The 20,080-nt window shown below is 67.1% G+C and carries 17 protein-coding genes; 5 read left to right on the top strand and 12 right to left on the bottom strand.

Annotation, left to right across the window (positions count from 1 at the left end; genetic code table 11):
* Window positions 1-18 precede the first annotated feature (18 nt).
* The 3 genes from AC5Y4T_RS22015 to AC5Y4T_RS22005 form a co-directional block, all read right to left on the bottom strand.
* On the bottom strand, window positions 19-1,668 hold the full coding sequence (locus tag AC5Y4T_RS22015; RefSeq protein WP_499955426.1) for a GAF domain-containing sensor histidine kinase: 1,650 nt from the start codon (window positions 1,666-1,668) through the stop codon (window positions 19-21).
* Between the two features lie 59 nt (window positions 1,669-1,727).
* Window positions 1,728-2,396, bottom strand: a complete 669-nt coding sequence (locus tag AC5Y4T_RS22010; RefSeq protein ID WP_499921877.1) for a response regulator — start codon at window positions 2,394-2,396, stop codon at window positions 1,728-1,730.
* Window positions 2,397-2,614: 218 nt separating this feature from the next.
* Window positions 2,615-3,589, bottom strand: a complete 975-nt coding sequence (locus AC5Y4T_RS22005; protein WP_499955360.1) for an Acg family FMN-binding oxidoreductase — start codon at window positions 3,587-3,589, stop codon at window positions 2,615-2,617.
* A gap of 139 nt (window positions 3,590-3,728) precedes the next feature.
* On the opposite strand from AC5Y4T_RS22005, the gene macS reads away from it, so the two are divergent.
* A complete protein-coding gene (gene macS, locus AC5Y4T_RS22000) occupies window positions 3,729-4,889 on the top strand; it encodes a MacS family sensor histidine kinase (protein ID WP_499955358.1) in 1,161 nt (386 codons plus the stop codon).
* Entirely contained in the window at window positions 4,879-5,544 is a 666-nt protein-coding gene (locus tag AC5Y4T_RS21995; protein WP_499955356.1) for a response regulator, read from the top strand. Before macS ends, AC5Y4T_RS21995 begins: the two co-directional genes overlap by 11 nt.
* Here AC5Y4T_RS21995 and AC5Y4T_RS21990 read toward each other — a convergent pair.
* From AC5Y4T_RS21990 to AC5Y4T_RS21980, 3 genes are all read right to left on the bottom strand, one after another.
* On the bottom strand, window positions 5,508-6,824 hold the full coding sequence (locus AC5Y4T_RS21990) for an acyltransferase family protein (protein WP_499955354.1): 1,317 nt from the start codon (window positions 6,822-6,824) through the stop codon (window positions 5,508-5,510). The two genes, AC5Y4T_RS21995 and AC5Y4T_RS21990, sit on opposite strands and share 37 nt — an antisense overlap.
* Window positions 6,825-6,941: 117 nt before the next feature.
* Entirely contained in the window at window positions 6,942-7,232 is a 291-nt protein-coding gene (locus AC5Y4T_RS21985) for a YiaA/YiaB family inner membrane protein (protein ID WP_499921868.1), read from the bottom strand.
* Between the two features lie 45 nt (window positions 7,233-7,277).
* Entirely contained in the window at window positions 7,278-8,561 is a 1,284-nt protein-coding gene (locus AC5Y4T_RS21980) for a hypothetical protein (protein ID WP_499955352.1), read from the bottom strand.
* A gap of 94 nt (window positions 8,562-8,655) precedes the next feature.
* On the opposite strand from AC5Y4T_RS21980, the gene AC5Y4T_RS21975 reads away from it, so the two are divergent.
* Window positions 8,656-9,711, top strand: coding sequence for a hypothetical protein (locus AC5Y4T_RS21975; protein WP_499955350.1), 1,056 nt, complete (start codon window positions 8,656-8,658; stop codon window positions 9,709-9,711).
* Between the two features lie 70 nt (window positions 9,712-9,781).
* Here AC5Y4T_RS21975 and AC5Y4T_RS21970 read toward each other — a convergent pair whose 3' ends face one another.
* The 5 genes from AC5Y4T_RS21970 to AC5Y4T_RS21950 all read right to left on the bottom strand — a co-directional run bounded on the left by AC5Y4T_RS21970 (window position 9,782) and on the right by AC5Y4T_RS21950 (window position 17,438).
* Window positions 9,782-10,864 (bottom strand): PDR/VanB family oxidoreductase, encoded by a 1,083-nt coding sequence (locus tag AC5Y4T_RS21970; protein ID WP_499955348.1) that lies wholly within the window; start codon window positions 10,862-10,864, stop codon window positions 9,782-9,784.
* Window positions 10,865-10,872: 8 nt separating this feature from the next.
* A complete protein-coding gene (locus tag AC5Y4T_RS21965) occupies window positions 10,873-11,793 on the bottom strand; it encodes an alpha/beta fold hydrolase (protein WP_499955346.1) in 921 nt (306 codons plus the stop codon).
* 2 nt (window positions 11,794-11,795) lie between these two features.
* Window positions 11,796-12,704 carry a metal-dependent hydrolase gene (locus tag AC5Y4T_RS21960; RefSeq protein ID WP_499921959.1) on the bottom strand — a complete coding sequence of 303 codons (909 nt, stop codon included), beginning with the start codon at window positions 12,702-12,704 and terminating at the stop codon, window positions 11,796-11,798.
* A 31-nt stretch (window positions 12,705-12,735) separates the two neighbouring features.
* Window positions 12,736-15,996 carry a thioester reductase domain-containing protein gene (locus AC5Y4T_RS21955; RefSeq protein WP_499955424.1) on the bottom strand — a complete coding sequence of 1,087 codons (3,261 nt, stop codon included), beginning with the start codon at window positions 15,994-15,996 and terminating at the stop codon, window positions 12,736-12,738.
* A 449-nt stretch (window positions 15,997-16,445) separates the two neighbouring features.
* Window positions 16,446-17,438 carry a diacylglycerol/lipid kinase family protein gene (locus tag AC5Y4T_RS21950; protein WP_499955344.1) on the bottom strand — a complete coding sequence of 331 codons (993 nt, stop codon included), beginning with the start codon at window positions 17,436-17,438 and terminating at the stop codon, window positions 16,446-16,448.
* Window positions 17,439-17,620: 182 nt separating this feature from the next.
* Between AC5Y4T_RS21950 and AC5Y4T_RS21945 the strand changes: the two genes are divergently transcribed.
* Window positions 17,621-18,514 (top strand): oxidoreductase, encoded by an 894-nt coding sequence (locus AC5Y4T_RS21945; RefSeq protein WP_499955342.1) that lies wholly within the window; start codon window positions 17,621-17,623, stop codon window positions 18,512-18,514.
* Between the two features lie 113 nt (window positions 18,515-18,627).
* Complete coding sequence (locus AC5Y4T_RS21940) at window positions 18,628-19,545, top strand: DMT family transporter (protein WP_499921853.1); 918 nt, start codon at window positions 18,628-18,630, stop codon at window positions 19,543-19,545.
* Window positions 19,546-19,608: 63 nt separating this feature from the next.
* On the opposite strand, the gene AC5Y4T_RS21935 is transcribed toward AC5Y4T_RS21940, so the two are convergent.
* A partial coding sequence (locus AC5Y4T_RS21935; RefSeq protein WP_499955340.1) for an MCE family protein occupies window positions 19,609-20,080 on the bottom strand: 472 nt, incomplete at its 5' end.

The raw sequence follows: 20,080 nt of genomic DNA, 5'->3' as shown, positions 1-20,080 counted from the left end.
GGGCAACGCCGTTGGCCCTCAGTGGTCGATCAGCGGGGCGACCCAGTGGACCCGGGTGCCGCCGCCGGGCGCACTGGTGATCTCACAAGTGCCGCCGAGTTGTTCGGCGCGCCGCTTCATGTTGGCCAAGCCGCTGTGCCGCGTGTTGCCGGCCGGTATGCCGCATCCGTCGTCGACCACGTCCAGGGTGAAGGTGTCCGCGACGCTGACGTCGACGGTCAGCCGCGACGCGCCCGCATGACGCAGGGCATTGCTGACGGCTTCGGTGGCGACGGCTTCGGCGTGGTCGGCCAGTTCGGTACCGATGGCGGTCGTCGGCCCGTCCAGGCGCACGGTGGCGACGAGATCACGGTTTTCGGTCAGGTCGGCCACCACCCGCTGGATGCGCCGGCGGAAATCACCGCTCGCGGCGATCGGGTCCTTGAGCGCGAAGATCGTCGTGCGGATTTCCTCGATGATGGTCTGCAGATCGTCGAGCGTGCGATTGAGCCGCTCGGCCACTTCGGGCGAACGCGCCCTTGCCAGCGTGCCTTGCAAGTTCATCCCGGCCGCGAAGAGGCGTTGAATGACGTGGTCGTGCAGGTCATGGGCGATGCGTTCGCGCTCAGCCAGGATGGCCAACTGCCGCGCGTCCTCGCGTGCCGACGCCAGCACCAGCGCGATGGCGGCATGCGTGGCGAAATCGCTGACCAGGTCCAGATAGCTCTCGTTGAACGGCGGCTGCTCGGCGCCGCGGGCGATCGCGATCACCCCGACGACCTCGTCGCGGGCGCGTAGCGGCATCACGATCGCCGGGCGCTGCCCGACGTCGGTGAAGGCCTGGATCGGGTACTGCAATTCCTCGGTGATCAGCGGTTCGCCGGATCGGTACACGGCGCCGCTGGTGGAGCCGTCCACCGGAACCCGTTGACCGAGCACATCGGAGGCGTGCAAACCCACCGCAGCGGAGACCACCAGCGTGTCGGCATCGTCGTCGGCCGCGTCGGCGTCGGCCGGCACCAGCACGATGGCCTGTTCGGCGCCGGTCAACACGCGCGCGCGTTCGGCGATCAGTTGCAGGGGGCGGTGGTGCGGTTCGGAACGTGACAACAGCGCGGTGGTGATCTCGCGGCTGGCCTCCATCCACTTCACCGATGTCCGTTCGCGTTCGAAGACCTGCGCATTGTCGATGGCGACGGCGGCCGCGAACGCCAACGCGCGGGCGGCAACCTCGTCGGACTCGGAGAACACCCGCTTTGGATCGGTGTGGGTGAGATACAGGTTGCCGAACACGGTGTCGCGGATGGTGATCGGAACCGCGAGGAAGGCACGCATTCTCGGATGGTGCTCGGGAAAACCGACGGCGGCGCGGTGCGTCGTCAGATCGTCCATCCGCAGCGCGGGCGTGTCCAGCAGTGACAAGCTCAACAGACCCCTGCCGACCGGCAGGTGCCCGATGCGCGAAACCGTCTCGGCGTCCATGCCCTCGTGGACAAACGACTTCAAGTTGCCGTCGCGATCGCGGATAGCCAGCGCGCCGTATTGTGCGGAGGTCAAATCCCTTGCCGCACTGAGGGTCCGATGCAGAGTGGCGTCGCGATCGAGGCCCGCGCCGATCTCGACGATGACCCGAAGCAATCGCTCCATCTGATCGCGCGCGTCCAGCAACTCGTCGAGCTGGGCGTGCATCTTGGTGACCAGCCCGCGCTGCCCGAATTCCGTGGACCCCGAGCCGTTTTCGCCGCCGGTCACCCCGACCAGTCCGGCGCTGTCGATGATGGGCCGGCCCGCTGATTCAGTTTCGAAGCGAACACCGCGGCCTGGGTGCGGCGCTCCATGCCGAGTTTGGCCAACAACCGCGAGACGTAGTTCTTCACCGTCTTCTCCGCGAGGAACATCCGCGCGGCGATCTGCCGGTTGGTCAATCCCTCGCTGAGCAGTCCGAGCAGCGTTCGCTCCTGCTCGGTCAGCCCGGACAGCGGGTCGTCGCGCGCGGTCGTACCCCGCAGCTTTGCCATCAGCGCCGCGGCCGCCCGGTTGTCCAGCAGCGATTTACCGGCGCCCACCTCTTTGATCGCGTGGGCCAGCTCCATGCCCTTGATGTCTTTGACGACGAACCCGCTGGCGCCGGCCAGGATCGCCTCGAGCATCGCCTCGTCGGAGGTGAACGACGTCAACATCAGGCAGCGTAGGTCGGGATGATCCGACACCAGGTCGCGACACAGTTCGATGCCGTTGCCATCGGGCAGACGAACGTCGAGGACGGCGACGTCGGGCGACAGCGCCGGTATCCGCGCTTTCGCCTCCGCCACCGTGCCGGCCTCGCCGACGATCTGGAGATCGGGGTCGGAAGCGAGCAGATCGGAAAGACCGCGGCGGACGACTTCGTGGTCGTCGACCAGGAACACCTTGACCATGGCGGGCCCTTTCCTGCCGGTCTATCAATCGCGGCAGACCAACCCAATATCTCATATGTCTCGGCGGATGACGTCGAGAAGAAACTGGTTCAACGACTTTGGACCCTGCGGGTGAGGACGTTCGGCCGATGTCGCTTCAATAGCGTTGCGGCCGTGGCCCATTGCGGGACGGGTCGATTCCCCGCAGGGGCAGGTCCGATGACCGCTTAGGCCTGCGATCAATCGGCCCACTCGACGAAGTCGCGGAGGTCACGTCGCGGGGTCGCCGGCAACGGGTCGGCGTTGATCGGCGCCCAACCCACCCGAAGCAGCATCTGCGCGTAGTTGCTGTCGCCGAAGATGCCGGAGCGGACCGCTGCGCGGGTCTCGGCCGTCTCCAGTGGTTCAGTGACCGGGCAACTGGCCAGTCCCGTCGACGTCGCGGTGAGCAGCACGACGCTGGTGGCCTCACCGGCGCGGAGCTGCGCCAGCCGGTCGTCGTGGCGGGTGCCCAACGCGAGAACCACGGCGTTGTCGTCGGCCGCGGACGAATCCGGCGCCATCGGCAGTGTGGCACCGGCGAATAGCCGACTCGGTATCTTGGCGTCCGGATCCGATATCGGCGTATTTCGGGCGGGAACGCCCGCAACCGAGAAGTAGCGCCCACTCCACGTCGTGAGCTCGGCGAGATAGTCGTTGGTCAGGTGATCGCGGACGGATTCGGCGACGATGTCGTGCAGCCTGTCGATGTCTTCCACTTGGCACAGCGTGACACCGGTGCGGGCGGCCCGCGCGGCCATGAGCGCGATATCGCCCATCGGCACCGCCCAGGAGCTGTAGTGGCGTCGATCGGTTCGCCGCCGGGGGATGGCCGCGGCGAGCGCGATGTCGACGAAATCGGCCGACTGAGGCCAAAGCTCGATGGTGGCAAGGTGATCGGGGTCGTCGGCGTTCGGCAGCCGACTCACCCGGGAGCGCCATCCCACCGCCGCGAACGCCGCAACGCAGTGATGCAGCGCCGTCCCGCAACTCAGGATCAGGTCGCGGCCATCGGGATCGGTGTTGGGGAGTCGACGGTCGGGGTCGGCGTACAGCTGCAGGCTTGCCGCCTCGACGCGCCAGCGCCATGGCTGGGTGTTGTGCACCGACGGGGCGCGCGATGCCAAAGTCAGGGCCGTCCGGATCGTGCCGGCGTCCGGAAAGCGGATGCTCATCCTCGCTCTGCCTCTCTCCTAGCGCCTGTTCGTATCACCGTCACGCATCAACGGCGACGCCACGAGGGCACGACGGCTCTAAATCAAAGGACTTTCGGCCAATCTTCGTGGCCGGTCCACCGCGGCGCCGTCCGCCCTTATGCTGGCCACGATGGCGAATCACGGCCCCGATCCCACCACGCCGCTGTGGCGCGCGGCGCAGGTGTTCCGGTTGCTGAGCTGCGTCTATGCCACCGGATTTCAGATCGCGGTCAACCCGGATCTGATTCGGCCCGCGCTGGGTTGGGTGCTGTTCGCGGCCCTGATCGGTTGGAGCGCGGCGTGCGCGTTCGCCTACCTGCGGGGGTTCGGCCGCAAACCGGCGTGGGTGCTCGCCGAGCTCGTGGTCGTCGTCTTGCTGATGTGGTCGAACACCTTCGTTGCGAGCCCGCACTGGGCGGCCGAGAACCAAACCTGGCCGACGACGCTATGGGCGAGCAATCCCACGATCTCGGCCGCCATCCAGTTCGGCCCCGCGGGCGGAATGCTGACGGGATTGGCGGTGATGGCCACCAACTTCGCCGTCAAGAACTACCTCGCGCTCAACCTCGGGCACAACGCCACGATCATCATCGAGCTGGCGATCGGCATGGCGATCGGGATGGCCGCGCAAACCGCGCGCCGCGCCCACGCCGAGCTACAACGAGCGGCCGAGTTGACGGCTGCGGTGCAGGAACGCGACCGGCTGTCGCGGCAGGTACACGACGGAGCCATCCAGGTGCTGGCGCTGGTCGCCAAGAAAGGGCATGAGATCGGCGGCGCCACAGCAGAACTCGCCGACCTGGCGAGCGAGCAAGAACGCGCGCTGCGGCGCTGGCTGGCGTGCACGGACATCGGCCAGGAAACAGACGGCGCCACCGTCGACCTGCGCACGCTGCTCCAATGCCGGGAATCCGATCGGGTGTCGTTCAGCCTGCCCGGCACCCCGGTGCCGTTAGCACGTTGGGCGGCAACCGAACTCGACGCAGCGGTGGGCAATGCGCTGGACAACGTGGTCACCCACGCCGGTCCGGATGCGCACGCGTTCGTACTCGTGGAGGACCTCGGCGATTCCGTTCTGGTCAGTGTCCGCGACGATGGAGTGGGAATCACCCCGGGCCGGCTCGAGGAAGCGAAGCGCCAGGGACGGCTCGGCATCTCCCAATCGATCGTGGGACGGTTGACGTCGTTGGGCGGCAGCGCCGAATTGCGCAGCGAGCCCGGAGAAGGCGCCGAGTGGGAGTTGTGCGTGCCGCGCGGGGAGGGACGCCATGGCGGATGACGGGACGCCGACGACGGTGATGGTGGTCGACGACCATCCGATCTGGCGTGAGGCGGTCGCTCGTGACCTGGCCGAGCACGGCTTCACCGTGGTCGCCACCGCCGACGGGGTGGCGGCCGCACAGCGGCGGGCGGCCGCGGTCCAGCCCGACGTGGTGGTGATGGACATGCAGTTGACCGACGGCGACGGCGCGCAGGCGACCGCCGCGGTGCTCGCGGTCTCGACCTCATCGCGGGTGCTGGTGTTGTCGGCCTCCGACGAACGCGAGGACGTGCTGGAGGCGGTCAAGGCCGGCGCGACGGGATACCTGGTCAAGAGTGCCTCGAAAGCCGAACTGGCGCAGGCGGTCACGGCCACGGCGGCGGGGCGGGCCGTGTTCACCCCGAGCCTGGCCGGGCTGGTGCTCGGCGAATATCGGCGCATCGCGCAGAGCAAGGACGACGGCCCCGCGCGCCCCAGCCTCACCGACCGTGAGACCGAGGTGTTGCGTTATGTCGCAAAAGGGCTGTCCGCCAAGCAGATCGCCAACAAGCTTTCGCTGAGCCATCGCACGGTGGAGAACCATGTGCAGGCGACATTCCGCAAGCTTCAGGTCGCCAATCGCGTGGAGCTGGCTCGCTACGCTATCGAGCACGGCCTGGACGAAGAGCCGTGACCCGCCACGATCCGGGCGGTCACCAGCGCGGTCACCACCACGGCCATGCACACCAGCCCGTCGTCCTTGAGTCCCCACCTGATCGCGGCGAGCAAGGCCACGCCGGCCACGCATAGCAGGGCACCGATGGCGCGACCCTGCCCACGTGACGTCACCGCGGGTGCGCCGTCCCAACCGGACAGCGGGTTGTTCTCCAGCGGCCGCAGCGCGACGAACAGCACCGCCACCGCGACGACGACGATGAGCACTTGCGCGAGGCTGACGGCGAGGAAGTCCTGCTCGCCCGGAAAGCGCGGGCAGCCAAGGTAATCGAAGGCCAGGTGCACGCCCAGCAGCACCGGCATGTGCCACAGGTACAGGGTCATCGCGCCGGAGTTACCGATGGCGGTCCACCACCACACCCGCGGACGCTGCGCCCAGCGCGCGATCGCCGGTGCGGCCGCGATTGCCAACGCGCTCAGGATGATTGCATGCCCCGCCAGCAGCAGCGACGGCGGGCTGGTGTTGGACAGCTGGTGGTCACCGGTGCCCACCATGCTGATCTGATACGGCCCCCAGTGCACCAGGGCGACGTCCACGGCGAAGAAGGCGGCGGCGACGGCCAGCGCGGCGCGGCCACCGAGTAGCCCGCGGCGGTAGGCCACGCCGAACATGGCGGGAATGAGCCAGACGGCCAGGTTGAGGTACCCCAGCAGCATCATCGCCGGCCAGTGCAGCCGGATCGTGTCGATCAGCGCGATCGCGCCATAGGCCGCCGCCACACCGGCGACCAGGCGCCCGGCCGTGGTGATGCGGTACAGCACGGGCATGGCCGCCAGCACCAGGACGTAGGCTCCCAGGAACCAGAGCAGCTGCGTGCTGACGCCGGCGATCGGCTCGTAGATGTGTTGCGGCAGTGCCCGATACAGCACCGTCAGCGCGACGGCCCAGAACGCAAGATAGTAGAGCACCGGACGGAACAGCCTGGTGCAGCGTTTCATCAGCCAGCCGCCCCAGTTGGTGCCGGGAGCCCAGGTAGACACGCAGGCCGCCGCTCCGGCGAAGAAGAACAGCGGCATGATCTGCAGCAACCACGTCATCGCCTGGAACAGCACCGAGCTGGTGAGCAGGTTGTCCCAGATCAATACGTGGTTTTCAATGATGCTGGCCGCCATCACGGTATGGCCGAGCACCACGCCGACCAGCGATGTGATGCGGATGACGTCGAGGACGCGATCGCGATCGGCCGGCGTGCTCGCGGCCACCTCGGCGACGCCGGGAAACTTCACAAGAGTTGTCATGGGAGCGGATCTGCCCTTCTGCGGATGCGTTGTGGTGGAAAAGCGATGAGAGAAGCCTCGCCGAGGATGCGCGCGCGAGCCTGCGCACTTCTACGCGTCGAGGCTGAGTAGTACTACTCAGTTCGCGGCGTTGAGCGGGTCGTAGTCGGCGAGCAGCTTTTCGATGCGGGCCTCGTCGAGGCGTACCCGCACGGTCGCGGCCTCCTGCTGGTCGCGGATGACCTTGGCCAGGGTGAACGCGCTGGACACCAGGAATAGGAAGGTGATGCCGAGAAACAATCGTGGCCAAGGATCAAGCGGAAGGAAGTAGATTCCGCCGAGCGCGGCCACGAAGCTGATCGCGAACGCGACAGCGGCCTGAACGAAGAAGGCGGCGGTGGTTTTCGACATGCTGCTGGGAACGGTCATGCCAATGACTCTGCGGCAGTGGACCGTTCGCGGGCATCCGTAAGACTACTCAGATTTCAACGGTGTATCGCGGCGCCACGGCAGTACCGCCGCCGCAGCGGCCGCGGCGCCCACGCCGATCGCGGCGGCGACCACCGTCGCCACCCGGACGCCGGCGAACTCGGAATCCACGATCGGCTTGACCACCGCCACCACGGCAAGCGCCGGCATCACCAGCCGCACCCACCAGGCCACCACGCTGTCGCCGGGGATCCGCGAATTAGCCTCTGTGACAAACACATACAGCACCATCAGCAGCAGGGGCACCGCGCCGAAGATGGCCGGCCCGATCCAGCCAGCGCGTTGCGCCGAGACCACGACGGCAACCACCGCGACGAGCCCCACCACCGAAAGTCGCAGACCGGCGTTCGGTGACGCCCCGCGCATCACCGCCAGACCCGAGGCGGCGCGCACCGCGGCCCAGCCGGACACCAGCGCGGCGGCCACAGCCAACGCGGTGCCGGCCACCGCCATCCACCACCGGCCGTCGTCGGCGTAGAACTCGGGCACGGCCTCGGCCAGCATCTTGGCGCTCCATCGCCACGGCCCCGCCACGCCACGGTGATCACCCACCCACAACACCACCGCGGCCGCGACCACCAGCGCGACGGCCAGCGACATGGATCGCCCCGGCCTGGCGACGCGCGTGATGCGGAGGGTGAGCAGTTCGACGCCCACCATGCCCAAGCCGAAGCCGACGAGCTGGCCGGACAGCGGGCGCGGTGATGCGGCCGTCCCGATGACGACGGGGTCGGTGCTCAGCGCGACGAGGGCGATCACCGCCGCCGCGAGGCAGACGTAGAGGAGCAGGCCCGCGACCACGAGCGGCATCGCCAGCGACGCCACGACACGAGTCGATGTCCAACAGGCCGCGGCCCCGATGACGAGAGCCGCAGCCGCGGCGGCGACCGGGAGCCACGACACGATCGCGGCGGGATCGTCACCGGGCGAAAGCACCTGCAGCGCTTGCAATCCGAGCGTCGCAGCGAACTTCCCTGCCAGCACCAGGTAGGCGAGCAGCTGAACGATGCCCGCGGCCGCCCCCGCTCGCGGCCCCAGCGTGGCGCCGATCAACTCGGCGGTGCTGCGCGCTTCCGGAGCATGGCCACGCAACCGCGCCAGAGCGTAGATCACCGGAATCGCCACCGCCGCCCCGAGCAGCGCGCCCAGCCCGTACCAGGCCGCGGGCGCGATCACCGCCATGCTCAGCGCGGCGGCCCGCCACGTCCCTACCGTCGGGTCCCCCAAGCCGGTTTCCGGCTGCAGCGACAGGAGCGATTTCTTCGGCATTGCCTAAGCATGACCCAACGGAGCACTTAATGGTTCCCGCAATGCGGCGCGGTTTCGATAGTTTTGTAGGCCCAGCGGCAGTGAGGACTTGACGATGTCAGACACGGTGAAGGTGTCCGTCGACCGCGGCTCGGTCGCCATGGGCGACGATGTTGACTCGCACCGCGAGTTCTGGGTTTTCCCCGCCTCGGCCACGGTCGATGACTTGTTGGTCGAAATCTCTTCGCACTTCTTACCGGGAATTGCCGGACCGGCCGGGTGGCGCGTGTATCTCGGGACTCGCGGCGACGAACAACAGCAAGTCGGCCTCATCTACACCCGCGATGACCTCAACCAGCAGGATCAGATCTGCAGGTTATACCCCGGCGAGAGAACGCTGGGCGAGCTGGCCCGTTGGACGGGATTGCCGGAGTTGGAGGTATACGTGGCGTACCTGACCCATGACCAGGCCCGGCCAATGGCACTGGACGAGCTGACGGGCGGCCCCACGTGCACAGGCAGCCGACCGGTCAAGCTGGAATCCGAAGCGGCTGCCAATGCCAAGCGTGACTGGGTGATGATGCGCGAACTGGACCGACGCGCCTCGGGGGTCGCCGATGCGCGGCGCCAGTGGGTTCGGGCCAATCTGCTAGCGGCGCCGCCGCCGTGGATCGACGTCTTCATCGCCCGCAATTTCCACTACCTGACCGAGCTGCACTGTCCCGCCAGCATGACGCTGGCGGCAGAAATGCTGGGGATCAACGAATCCAGTGGAGAGCAGTTGGCGGCGCGGGCCAACGTCGACGTGCGCTCCGATGTCGTGATCCTGGCGATGGTGCTGGCCGCTTTCGAGTGGGGAGCCCAACGCGACACGTGGCGCGTCGGCGAAAGACCGTATTACAAGGCCTATCTGGAGATGCTGGCTCATTGCGGCTATCGGCTCTCTCCGATAGAACACGTTATGGCCGGCCACATCAGCATCGAGGAACTCAAACTTTCGGCGACCGACACCGCCCGACTCGACCGCATTCGGCAACTCCGAGACCAGCAATACCAGCTCCGGATGAACCGGTACTACACAAAAACGCTCAGCGAGGAGCAATACCGCGCCGCCATCGAATCCGTCCACGCCGAGCTGTCTGATCTGGGGGAGCTTCCCGGACCGATGTAGGTCCTCGAAACCTACTGTATTCGAAGAGAATTGCCCTGCGCTACCGCCCGTTAGCTGGCGCATCGAGCGCTCAGGCGTCGATCACCACGCGCCCGGATTTCGCGCGGGAAACGCACACCAGCATCTCGTCATCACCCTCGACGGTGCGCCCGCGGCAATCGACCTGTCCCCCAAGCACTTTGACCTTGCAAGTTCCGCAGAACCCCTGCTGGCAGGAGTATGCGGTGGTCGAATCGCGGTCGAGCATGACGTCCAGCGCCGACCGGTTCGCCGGCACGCTGAGCACTCGCCGCGAGCGGGCCAGTTCCAACTCGAAGGGAACACCATCGACCACCGGCGGCGGGCCGAAACGTTCGTAGTGCAGCGGCGCGTCCGCGTGGTCGTTGCGCGCGATGCGCACCGATTCCAGCATAGGGGTGGGGCCACACACGTACACCGCCGTCCCCGGCCCCGCGTCGGCAAGCAAGTCGGACGCGGTGGGCAATCGGCCGCGCTCGTCATCGGCCCACACGGTGACCCGGTCCGGGGCCACCGACACCACCTCGTTCAGCAGCGGCATGTGATCTCGGCTGCGACCGGCATAGACGGCGCGCCAATCGATTCCGCGCTGCTGGGCGGTGCGGATCATCGGCAGAATCGGTGTCACCCCGATGCCGCCGATCACGAACAACACCTCACGCTCGTCGGTGACGAGATAGAACGCGTTGCGGGGCCCTTCGAACTCGAGTTTGTCGCCGGCCTTGAACGCATCGTGCATTTCGATCGAACCACCGCCACCCTCGGCGATGCGGCGCACCGCGATGCGATAGTCGGTGCGCCGGCCGGGCGAACCGCACAGCGAGTACTGTCGGCGCCGGCCCGATGGCAGCCGAACGTCGATGTGGGCGCCGGGTGTCCAGGACGGCAACAACCCACCGTCGGGGTCGACCAGCGTCAGCGCGACCACGTCGGGCGTCACTAGTTCGCGCTTGGCGACCACCGCGGTGGTGGTGCGCCGCACGGACTGAACCCGCGCGGATGTCCACCGCGACGCCGACGCTAGGCCACCGAACAGCGAACCGACGCCGTACAACGCGGTGTACATGCGGTCACGCTTGCGACGGCCGTACAGGTCGGCCGGGATGCTGTCCCAAATAGTCTGCGCCACAATCATCCTCACATCTAGCCGATGCCGCGACGGTCGCCGGAGGAGGCGATCAGGTCGACCCACTCACCGGTCAGCCGGGCGATGACGTCGGGGTAGGCGGTGACCACCCAATGCCCGCCCTCTATCGGCACGACCCTGCCGCCCTCCGGGATGGAGCCGGTAAACCGTTGCAGGGCGGGCGACACGAAATAATCCTGGCGCGCGACCAGCACCTGCACCGGAACGGTGGTCCGCGGCAACTGCGCCGGGGGCGCCAGCATCGGTGCGGGCATGTTCGCGCGATACAGGTTGAGCCCGTTCAGGTAGTCATCGACCGAGCGGTACTGACCGCCGCGGCTACGAGCGCCCGATCCGCCGATACGCTCAACGGCCTCAAAGACTTTCACCGTCGCCCGGGACCGGATCGCCAGCTCCGGCACGCCCGGGCACAGGAAAAACCAGATGTAGGACGAGGCCAGGACCTGTTTGACCACGTCGAGAAGCGCGCGCGGCGTGCGGGCCGACCGCAAAAATTTGCCCGCGTAGTTCAGGTGCGGGCCGGAGACGGAGGTGAACGAGGCGATCTTGCCCATCACGGCGTCGTCGGTGACCGCCGCCCAGGCCTGGATCGATCCCCAGTCGTGGGCCAGCAGGTGCACCTCGTCCACGCCGAGACGCTCGATCACCGCGCCGACGTCGGCGACCAGCTGTGGCAGCCGGTATCCCGAACGGCCTGGCGGCGTTGAGGATTGGCCGGCACCGCGGACGTCATACGCCACGACATTGAATCGGCGACCCAATGTCGTCGCCACGCCGTCCCATACGTGGTGGTTGTCCGGATAGCCGTGGATGGCCAGGATCGTCGGGCGCCCCGGGTCGACGTCGGTGTAGGCATGCACCGCCAGTCGCACGCCGTCGGAGGCGGTGACGGTAGTTGACGCCAATTCGTTCGTCATCGTCAGTGCGACGCGCGGGCCGCGGGCGAGCGGGCCAGGTAGTCGACCGCGCGCCCGACCCCGCCCAGCTGGGAAGGATGGAAACTCGGCGTGTAATAGGCGCCGATGACCCGGAGGAATTGGAACGGGCCGGGCACCAAACCCCGGCGCGCGGCGCGGAAGTAGTCCCGCCAGCGCGGCTTGGTGCCGGGGGGCAGGTAGGGGTCGACCGAGTACATGAATCGCACGCCGCGGACGAACAACCACAGCAGCGCCGGGGTGATCAGCAGCTGGGTGCGCACCTGCCGCCAATACCCGGCGCGCAGGTGCTTCATGGTGTCGAAGGCAACCGCTTTGTGCTCGACTTCCTCGGCGCCGTGCCAACGCAACAAGTCCAGCATCACCGGATCGGTGCCCATGGCGTCGTGCTGCGGGGTGTCGAGAATCCACTCGCCCAGAATGGCGGTGTAGTGCTCGAGTGCGGCCACCATCGACACCCGCTCGAGCAACCAGCTCTGCCGCCGGCGCGGACTCCACCGCGGCCGGTCGCCGATGAGTTGGGTGAATAGCCAACGCATTTGGTCGGTGAACGGGGTCACGTCAATGCCTTTGACCGCGAAGTGCCCGAGCACCCCCGCGTGCGCCTGGGAATGCATCGCCTCCTGGCTGATGAATCCCTGCACATCGCGGCGAAGTTGATCGTCTTTGATCAGCGGCAGGGTGTCCTTGAAAGCGGCGACGATGAACTCCTCGCCCGCCGGCAACAACAGGTGCAGCACGTTGCAGAAGTGCGTGGTGAAGGGCTCGTTGGGCACGTAGTAGAACGGCAGCGTCGACCAGTCGAAGTCGACGTCACGCGCCTGCAGGACGATTCGCTCGTGGTCGAGCGAAGCGTCGTGCGGGCCGGTTGCCTTGTCATCGACGGTGAACATCGTCGCCATCCCTTTCCGTCAGATCGTAAGGCTAGGCGCTGCGCTGCGCCTCGTCCTCCACCTCAGTGATCAAACGCTCGCTGCGCAAGAACCGGACCAGATGATCGACCGTCTCGGTCAGGGCCGGCTCGCGCAGGCGGACCTTGGCCAGCCCGCGTCGGTGGCGGTACTGGGTGTTGTCGTAGCGCTTGTCCCGCATCGCCGCGATCTTGTCCGCCGACCGGGTGAGGAAATCGACCAGCGGGTACATCTGATCGTTCGGCGTGCAGCGGCGGTTCAGCTGCTCGGTGAACGACGGGATGTCGTGGTAGTCAAAGCGATACCCGTACCGCTCGGACAAGATCCGGGTGACGTCGGTGAGGTTGTAGTAGTCGTCGGCGGTCATGTTGAAGACGCTGCCCGACTCGTCCGGCAGGCCCATCAGCGTGACGATGTGATCCGCGATCAGGTCCGCCGGCAGCAGGCTGATCTGGTTGAGCGCGTTAACGGCGACGCCGTGCTCGATCATGAACGCCGTCAAGCGCACCAGGATGTCGTCCTGGCTGCCGAAGCCCGCGCGGGTCGGCGAGATCAGCGACGGCCGGTAGATGCGGACGTCGAGTCCCTTGCGCTGCGCGGCCAGCGCCAGCTGCTCGCCGACCCATTTGGTCTGCGAGTAGCCGAAGTCCAGGCCGGCCATCTTTTCGTTGGCGTCCCACTCTCCGACCACCGGCTCGGTGCTCCAGCCGTAGATGAACGTGCTGGAGACGAGGTGGAAAGCCTTGCGGTGGTTGGTCATCGCCAGCCGCAACAGCTCGCGGGTGCCCTCGACGTTGGCCGGCCGCAGGGCGTCATAGGTGCGCACGTAGTTGACCAGGGCGCCGTTGTGCACGACGGCATCGACGTCTTGCGCCAGCTGTTGGAAGGCCGCCTCCCCGATGCCCAGCGCGGGCTCGGCGAGATCGCCGCAGACGACGCGGACCCGCGCGCGAACGTCGGCTTCCAGCGCCGGCGTCCATAGCTGGGCGCGGCGCAGCGACGCCACGATGCGGTCCAGGCCGTGCGCGGCGTCCGTGGCACGCACCAGCGCATGCACCGTAAAGGAGGTTTGCGCCAGCAGGCTGCTCACCAGGAACGGCCCGAGGAATCCGGTCGCGCCGGTGAGCAGCAGATCCGTGGGCTCACCCGGCCGCGCAGGTGCCAATTCCGGCAGCGGCAGTGCCGCGTCGGCCCGCATCTGCGCGGCTTCGTAGGCCTCGTACTCGGCGGAGATCTGATCCAGCGCGCGGCGCAGCGCGTCGAGCGGCTGCCCGGTCCCCTCGCCGAATTGGCGGACCAGCCCGAAGAATTCGGACACCGTCAGCCGCTGCAACAGGCGGGTGTTGACCTCTTCGGCCAGCTCCCCCGCGCCGTTCTCCGCCAGCAAGGCCTGCAGGTCGGTGCGGAGTTCGGCCAACGCCAGCGAGTCGATGCCGAGATCGGCGAACGAGCAGTCCTCATCGCCGCTCAGGTCGTAGCTCTCGATGAGATTGCGGAAGCGCTCCAGCGGACCCGCGCCGTCAGCCAGGCCATCGTGAGTTCGGTTGGCCGACTGGTTGATCCAGCTCGCGAAGGTGGGCAGCTTGCCGTCCAGCCACAGCTGGCGTGTCGACGAGCGCCGGATCTTGCCCGAAGTGGTCTTCGGAATGCTGCGCGGCGGTGCGAAAACGATTGTGTGCGGATCGATGTGGCAGTGCCGCCGGATCGCGCGGGCCAGGGTCTTGGCGTCCGGAAGGCTGTGCTGGTCGCGCGCCTCGGCGACGACGATCAGCGCCTCGGACTCATCGTGCTCGACCGAGAAGGCGGCGACGCAGCCCTTGCGGATCTGCGCGGCGGTGCGCTCGACGACGGCTTCGATGTCGGAGGGGTAGCAGTTGACGCCGCGGACGATGATCAGATCCTTGCTGCGGCCGCAGACGAACAACTCGCCCTCGTAGACGAAGCCGAGATCTCCGGTCCGCAGGTAGGTGCGCTCGTCATCACCGGCGACGCGCGCGCCGAAAATCTCCGCGGTGAGCTCCGGCCGGTTCCAGTAGCCGGCACCCTTGGAGCGTCCGGCCAGCCAGACCTCGCCGACGCGGCCGTCGCGCAACGCCCGCCGGGATTCGGGATCGACGATGCGAACCACGGCATCCTCGATGGGCTTGCCGCAGCTGACCAAGGTGACCTGGTTGCTGTTCTCGGGCAGCGCCTTTTCGACGCGGGCGACGTTGCGCTCCAGTCCACGCTTGTTCACCGCGATGGTCTGGCGCCCGCGGATCGACACGGTCAGGGTGAATTCGGCCATGCCGTAGGCGCCGGTGAGCGCCTCGGGCCGCAGGCCATACTCGGCGAATCGCTGCCGGAAGCGAGCGAAGGTGTTGGCGCGCAGCGGTTCTGCGCCCACCACGATGCATTCGAGGCTGCTGAGGTCCACGCCGGTCAACTCGGCGGCGGGCAGCTTGTCCTCGCGCAGGCAGTATTCGAGCGCAAAGTTGGGGCCCGGCGTGTGCGTGGCGCGCACGTCGCTGATCAGCCGAAGCCAGGAGGCCGGCCGGGCGAGGAAGTCCAAAGGCGACATCGCATGCGTGGTTCCGCCCAACAGCACGACGAACATGTAGGCCGAGATCAGCCCCATGTCGTGGTGTTGCGGCAGCCACGAGGCCACCACCACGTCGCCGCCGCTGAAGGCGAAACCGTTGGCGATGATGTTGGCGTGGGTGACGATCACACCCTTGGGATCGCTCGTCGAGCCCGAGGTGTACTGCAGGAAGAGCACCTCGCCGGGCGTGTCCGCGACGGGCGCGCCGCCGAAGTCCTGGGCGCCGTCGGTGGCGAACCAGGGCAGCTCGGGCAGGCCGGCGCCGGATTCGTCCGCCCAGAGCTGCTGGCCGTGCCGTTGGCCAAGCAGCAGGCGGAAGTCATATTCGAACTGCTTCGTCGACAGCACGGCTTTGGCCCCGCAATCGCGGGCGATGAAGCTGAGCTTGGCGAGCCCGGAATCGAAGGACATCGGCAAGGGCGGGCTGACCGGAACGGCGATCACCCCGATGCGGGCGCAGGCATAGAGCGCCGCGACCATTTCGAGTCCGGGCGAGTAGACCAGCAGTGCACGATCGCCCGACTCGAGGCCGGCCTCCTTGGACAGGTAGGCGGCCAGTTCACGGGTGCGTTCGGCGAAGCCCTGGTAGGTGTAGTGCTCGAGTTCCCGGCCATCGGCATCGACGAAGCGAAACAGGGTCTGGTCCGGCTTCTGCGCTTCCCATTTGTGTAGGTAATCGATCAGCGTCTCCATGTCGGAGTGATCCCCCTTCCAGGTTGGCTTGGCCCGAGCACGACTCACGTCGGTAATTATTAATCCAATGTAGCGCTGCCGGCCCGCCCTTAGCAAAGGGTTGAACAGCCTAAATGGTCATCACACATTGCATTCACAGGATTCAGATACCCGTCCGATTTAAATGCACGGATGCTGATCTCCGCTGCTACGGATTTCAGTATCTCAGTCGCTCGCGACCAGGTATTATCCCTGCGCCACGGCCTGAAGTACTGAAGTACGTATCTACTAATCCGCGCATTTACTATAAACGGTCAAGCGACCGCCCGAGTCAATTAAGTCTTTTACCATCGTCGCACTCACAGGCCAAATCGCAAATAGAAATCGCAATTATCCGCAGGATAACGCGAGCCCGGAAACCGCGCGTGCGGGTGGGCCGCCAAGGGCGATTGGATGCCGGCCGCAGCCGGCTACGCGGGCCTGGCGATGCGGATCCGCGGTCCCGCGCGCGCCACCAGTTTCACGATGCCGAGGAAACGCTCACCGTCGATGATGGGCGACAGGGGTTCGTCCTCGGCCTCGATCGTCATCTCCTTGCCGTTGACGTCGCGCAGCCCGTTGCCGCGCAGCATGCCGTTGGTCAGTGCCGTCGGAAGCTGCGCCACGATCAGGGATGGCCGGAGGTTTCCGGCCTGGAAATGCAGCGCACCGGGCTCGGACGCCTTGGGGAACAACCGAAGCGGCCCACCGATGCGAAGGTCGATCGCGCCGGCGTGCAACAAGCTGTGCGTGCGCGACGGAACCTCATCGCCGTCGATCACCACACGCGCCCGCGTCGGTGTGAACAGGATGGAGGCGTAGTTGGGCGTCTTCACCCGGCTCGGGGCGACCTTCGAGGTGAGGTAATCGCCGAAGCTGCGAGCGATCACCCGGGCGACCGCCAGCCGACCGTGATCGGGTGAGTCGTAATACCGGTCGTAGAAACGGTTCCCGACGCCCCCGGCGGCCAGCCCGAAGCAGAGCCGGTGAAACGCTGCGCCGTCGTCGGTTTCGCCGTCGAGCACCAGCGTGTCCAGGATCTCGTCGGGTGGAGGTTGATCCGTCTCGGCGGCGGACACCAGCGCACGGATGATCTTTTCGGGCCTTCCGCGCACCCGGGCCTTGCGCGCCACGGCGTTGACGCTGCCGCCGTTGGTCGGGACGAACGCGGGCCAGCGCTGCGGATCATCGATGCAGCGCTCGATCTCGTTGATCAACCAGTGCAGCGCACCGTCGCCGCCATCGCCGACGAGGTGGGTCACCCGCGGCGCGAGTTGCTGGATGGCGCCGTGCAGCTCCTCGATCGAGTTGGTCTCGTGCACCTCGCCGTGAGGACCGACGATGCGACGCAGTCCGGCGATGCGGTCGCGAGAGGCGGCGCGATTCTTCCGCGCTTTCGGATTGACGATGACGCCTAGATACATCCGGCGAACCCCCATGCGCGCCCGAAAAAATGTCGTCCGATCCATCGCTCAGGTGGGATTTCGCTGGGCATCCCAGGCACGATACCCGCGCGTCCGAGTTGCCCCGCAACGCTGCCGCACGCCTCCGCCAGTCCCCGCGGCCCGGCAGTTGCCGTCGCAATTACGAAGTTAGGGTGTTTGCCATGCCGAATTGGACCGCAGCGGAGCTGCCCTCGTTCGCCGGGCGAAGCATCGTCATCACCGGCGCCAACGCGGGGCTGGGCGAGATCACCGCGCGCGAGTTGGTACGGGTCGGTGGCCGGGTCATCCTGGCCGTCCGCAATACCGACAAGGGCCATGCCGCCGCCGCGCGCATGACCGCTTCAGCGCCCGGCCCCGGGGCGGGGACGGTCGAGGTGCGCCAGCTCGACCTGCAAGACCTTTCGTCGGTGCGGCGCTTCGCCGAGGGCATCGACACGGTGGACGTATTGATCAACAACGCCGGCATCATGGCCACCAAACATGCGGTCACCGTCGACGGCTTCGAGGGCCAGATCGGCACCAACCACCTCGGCCATTTCGCGTTGACGAACCTGCTGTTGCCCAAGCTGACCGATCGCGTGGTGACGGTGTCCTCGCTGATGCACCACTTCGGCTACATCAGCCTCAAAGACCTGAACTTCCAGTCCCGGCCGTATTCGGCCTGGCTGGCCTACAGCCAGTCGAAGCTGGCCAACCTGTTGTTCACCAAGGAACTGCAGCGGCGGTTGGACGGCGCCCGCACATCGGTGCGCGCGCTGGCGGCCCACCCCGGCTGGTCGCACACGAACCTGCAAGGCAATTCGGGCCGCAAGCTGGGCGACGCGGCGGTCCTGGCGGTCGACCGGATCGTCTCCACCGACGCCGAGTTCGGCGCCCGCCAGACGCTGTATGCGGCCTCGCAGGATTTGCCGGGCGACACCTTCGTCGGCCCGCGGTTCGGACTGTACGGCCGCACCCAGCCGACATGGCGCAACTGGCCGGCAAAGCGCGCCGGCACTGCCACCGCCCTCTGGGAACTGTCCGAGCGGCTCACCGAAACGAAATTCCCGCTCTGAGCGGTCCCGGCATTCAACCCGCTCACCCGGACAACCCCGTCCGCGCACCGGGCACGCGGGGCGCGGCTAGATTAGTTGGGTAACTCAACCGCACGCAGCGAGGAGGTAATGCCATGTCGGACGCGAATCTGGCGGCCCTTCTCGCCCTGTGCGCCGCGCTGGCGTCCGCGATCGGCAACGTGGTTCGGCAGCGCTCCGCGCAGGAAGTGACCGACAAACGGGTGGGCCACCTGACCCTGTTCGGCATGCTGCTGCGCGACAAGCGTTGGTGGCTGGGCGGTTTGGGCGATATCGGCAGTTACGTGCTGCTGGCCGCCGCACTGGACAAGGGCTCCGTGCTGCTGGTGATGTCGTTACAGGTGACGGCGTTGCTGTTCGCCCTGCCGATCTATTCGCGGATGACCGGTAACCGCATCACCGGCCGGGAATGGAGCTGGGCGCTGGTCCTGGCGGTGGCGCTGGCGGTGCTGATCTCGGTCGGAGACCCGACCGGCGGCCAGCAGCGGGCACCGCTGCACACGTGGATCGTGGTGGCCGTGGTGATCGTCCCGCTGTTGCTGCTGGGTTTGTTCGGCGCGCGGGTGTGGGCGGATCGCCCGGTTGCGGCTCTGCTGCTGGCGGCGGTGGCCGGCACCTTACTGGCGGTGTTCGCGGTCCTGATGAAAGGCGTCGTCGACATCCTGGAACGCCACCCCGGCCAGGTGTGGCACAGCTTCGAGCTGTACGCGCTGGTGTCCTGCGGGGTGGCCGGGATGATCTATCACCAGTCTGCTTATCGGGCCGGCGCCCTCACCGCGTCGCTGCCGACGATCATCGTGGCGAAGCCCGTGGTGGGTGGGGTGCTCGGCATCGTCGTGCTCAACGAGACCTTGGCAGCCGGCGGCTGGGAATGGTTTGTCATCGCGGTGACGACGGCCGTGGTGATCATCGCGACCGTCGGTCTGGCTCGCGGGGAGGCCGCCTCGATGTCGGCCGGCGCTGGGCGTGACCTGAAATCCAGCGCGCGGTCGAAGGCGGCTTCCCAAGCGTGAGCGGCTGATCTACACACCGAATTGGCTTGCCGGGTAAGTATTCTCACGGCGCCTGACGGGCTGCTATGGGTTGATGGTGTTGTCGCCGACCTGGCGGCCCCAGACGTACTCGATCGCATACGGCGATCCGGTGTCGAGGTGGTTGTAGGGCGCAATGCTGTTGCCGGTGTCCATCACCAACTCCGGTGCCGGCCACAGATCGCGGGTGACTTTCTGCCAGCACCCCGGCGCACCGCCCGGGCCGCCGCGCGCATTCACCCGCGGCAGGTTCTCGGGATAGACGTAGGGGTTGGGCGCCCCGCCCACCACGCCGACGACGCCGCCCACCATCGACGCGAGGACGGGCAGCGCGGATACCGGGTTGGCGATCAATCCGAGCCCAGAGAGCGCCTCGGTGTTCATGTTCAACGAGTAGCCGTTGAAACCGCCCTCGGCCGCGCCCGTGGCGGGCAGCGCATCGTGTTCATTGCGCATCAAGCAGTAGATTTCGGGGCTGTAGGTGTCGAGCAGTTGCGCGGTGGGCACCAGGTCGGCG

This window comes from Mycobacterium sp. NGS11 (assembly GCF_059813315.1).
This window is presented reverse-complemented; position numbering and strand designations above follow the sequence as displayed.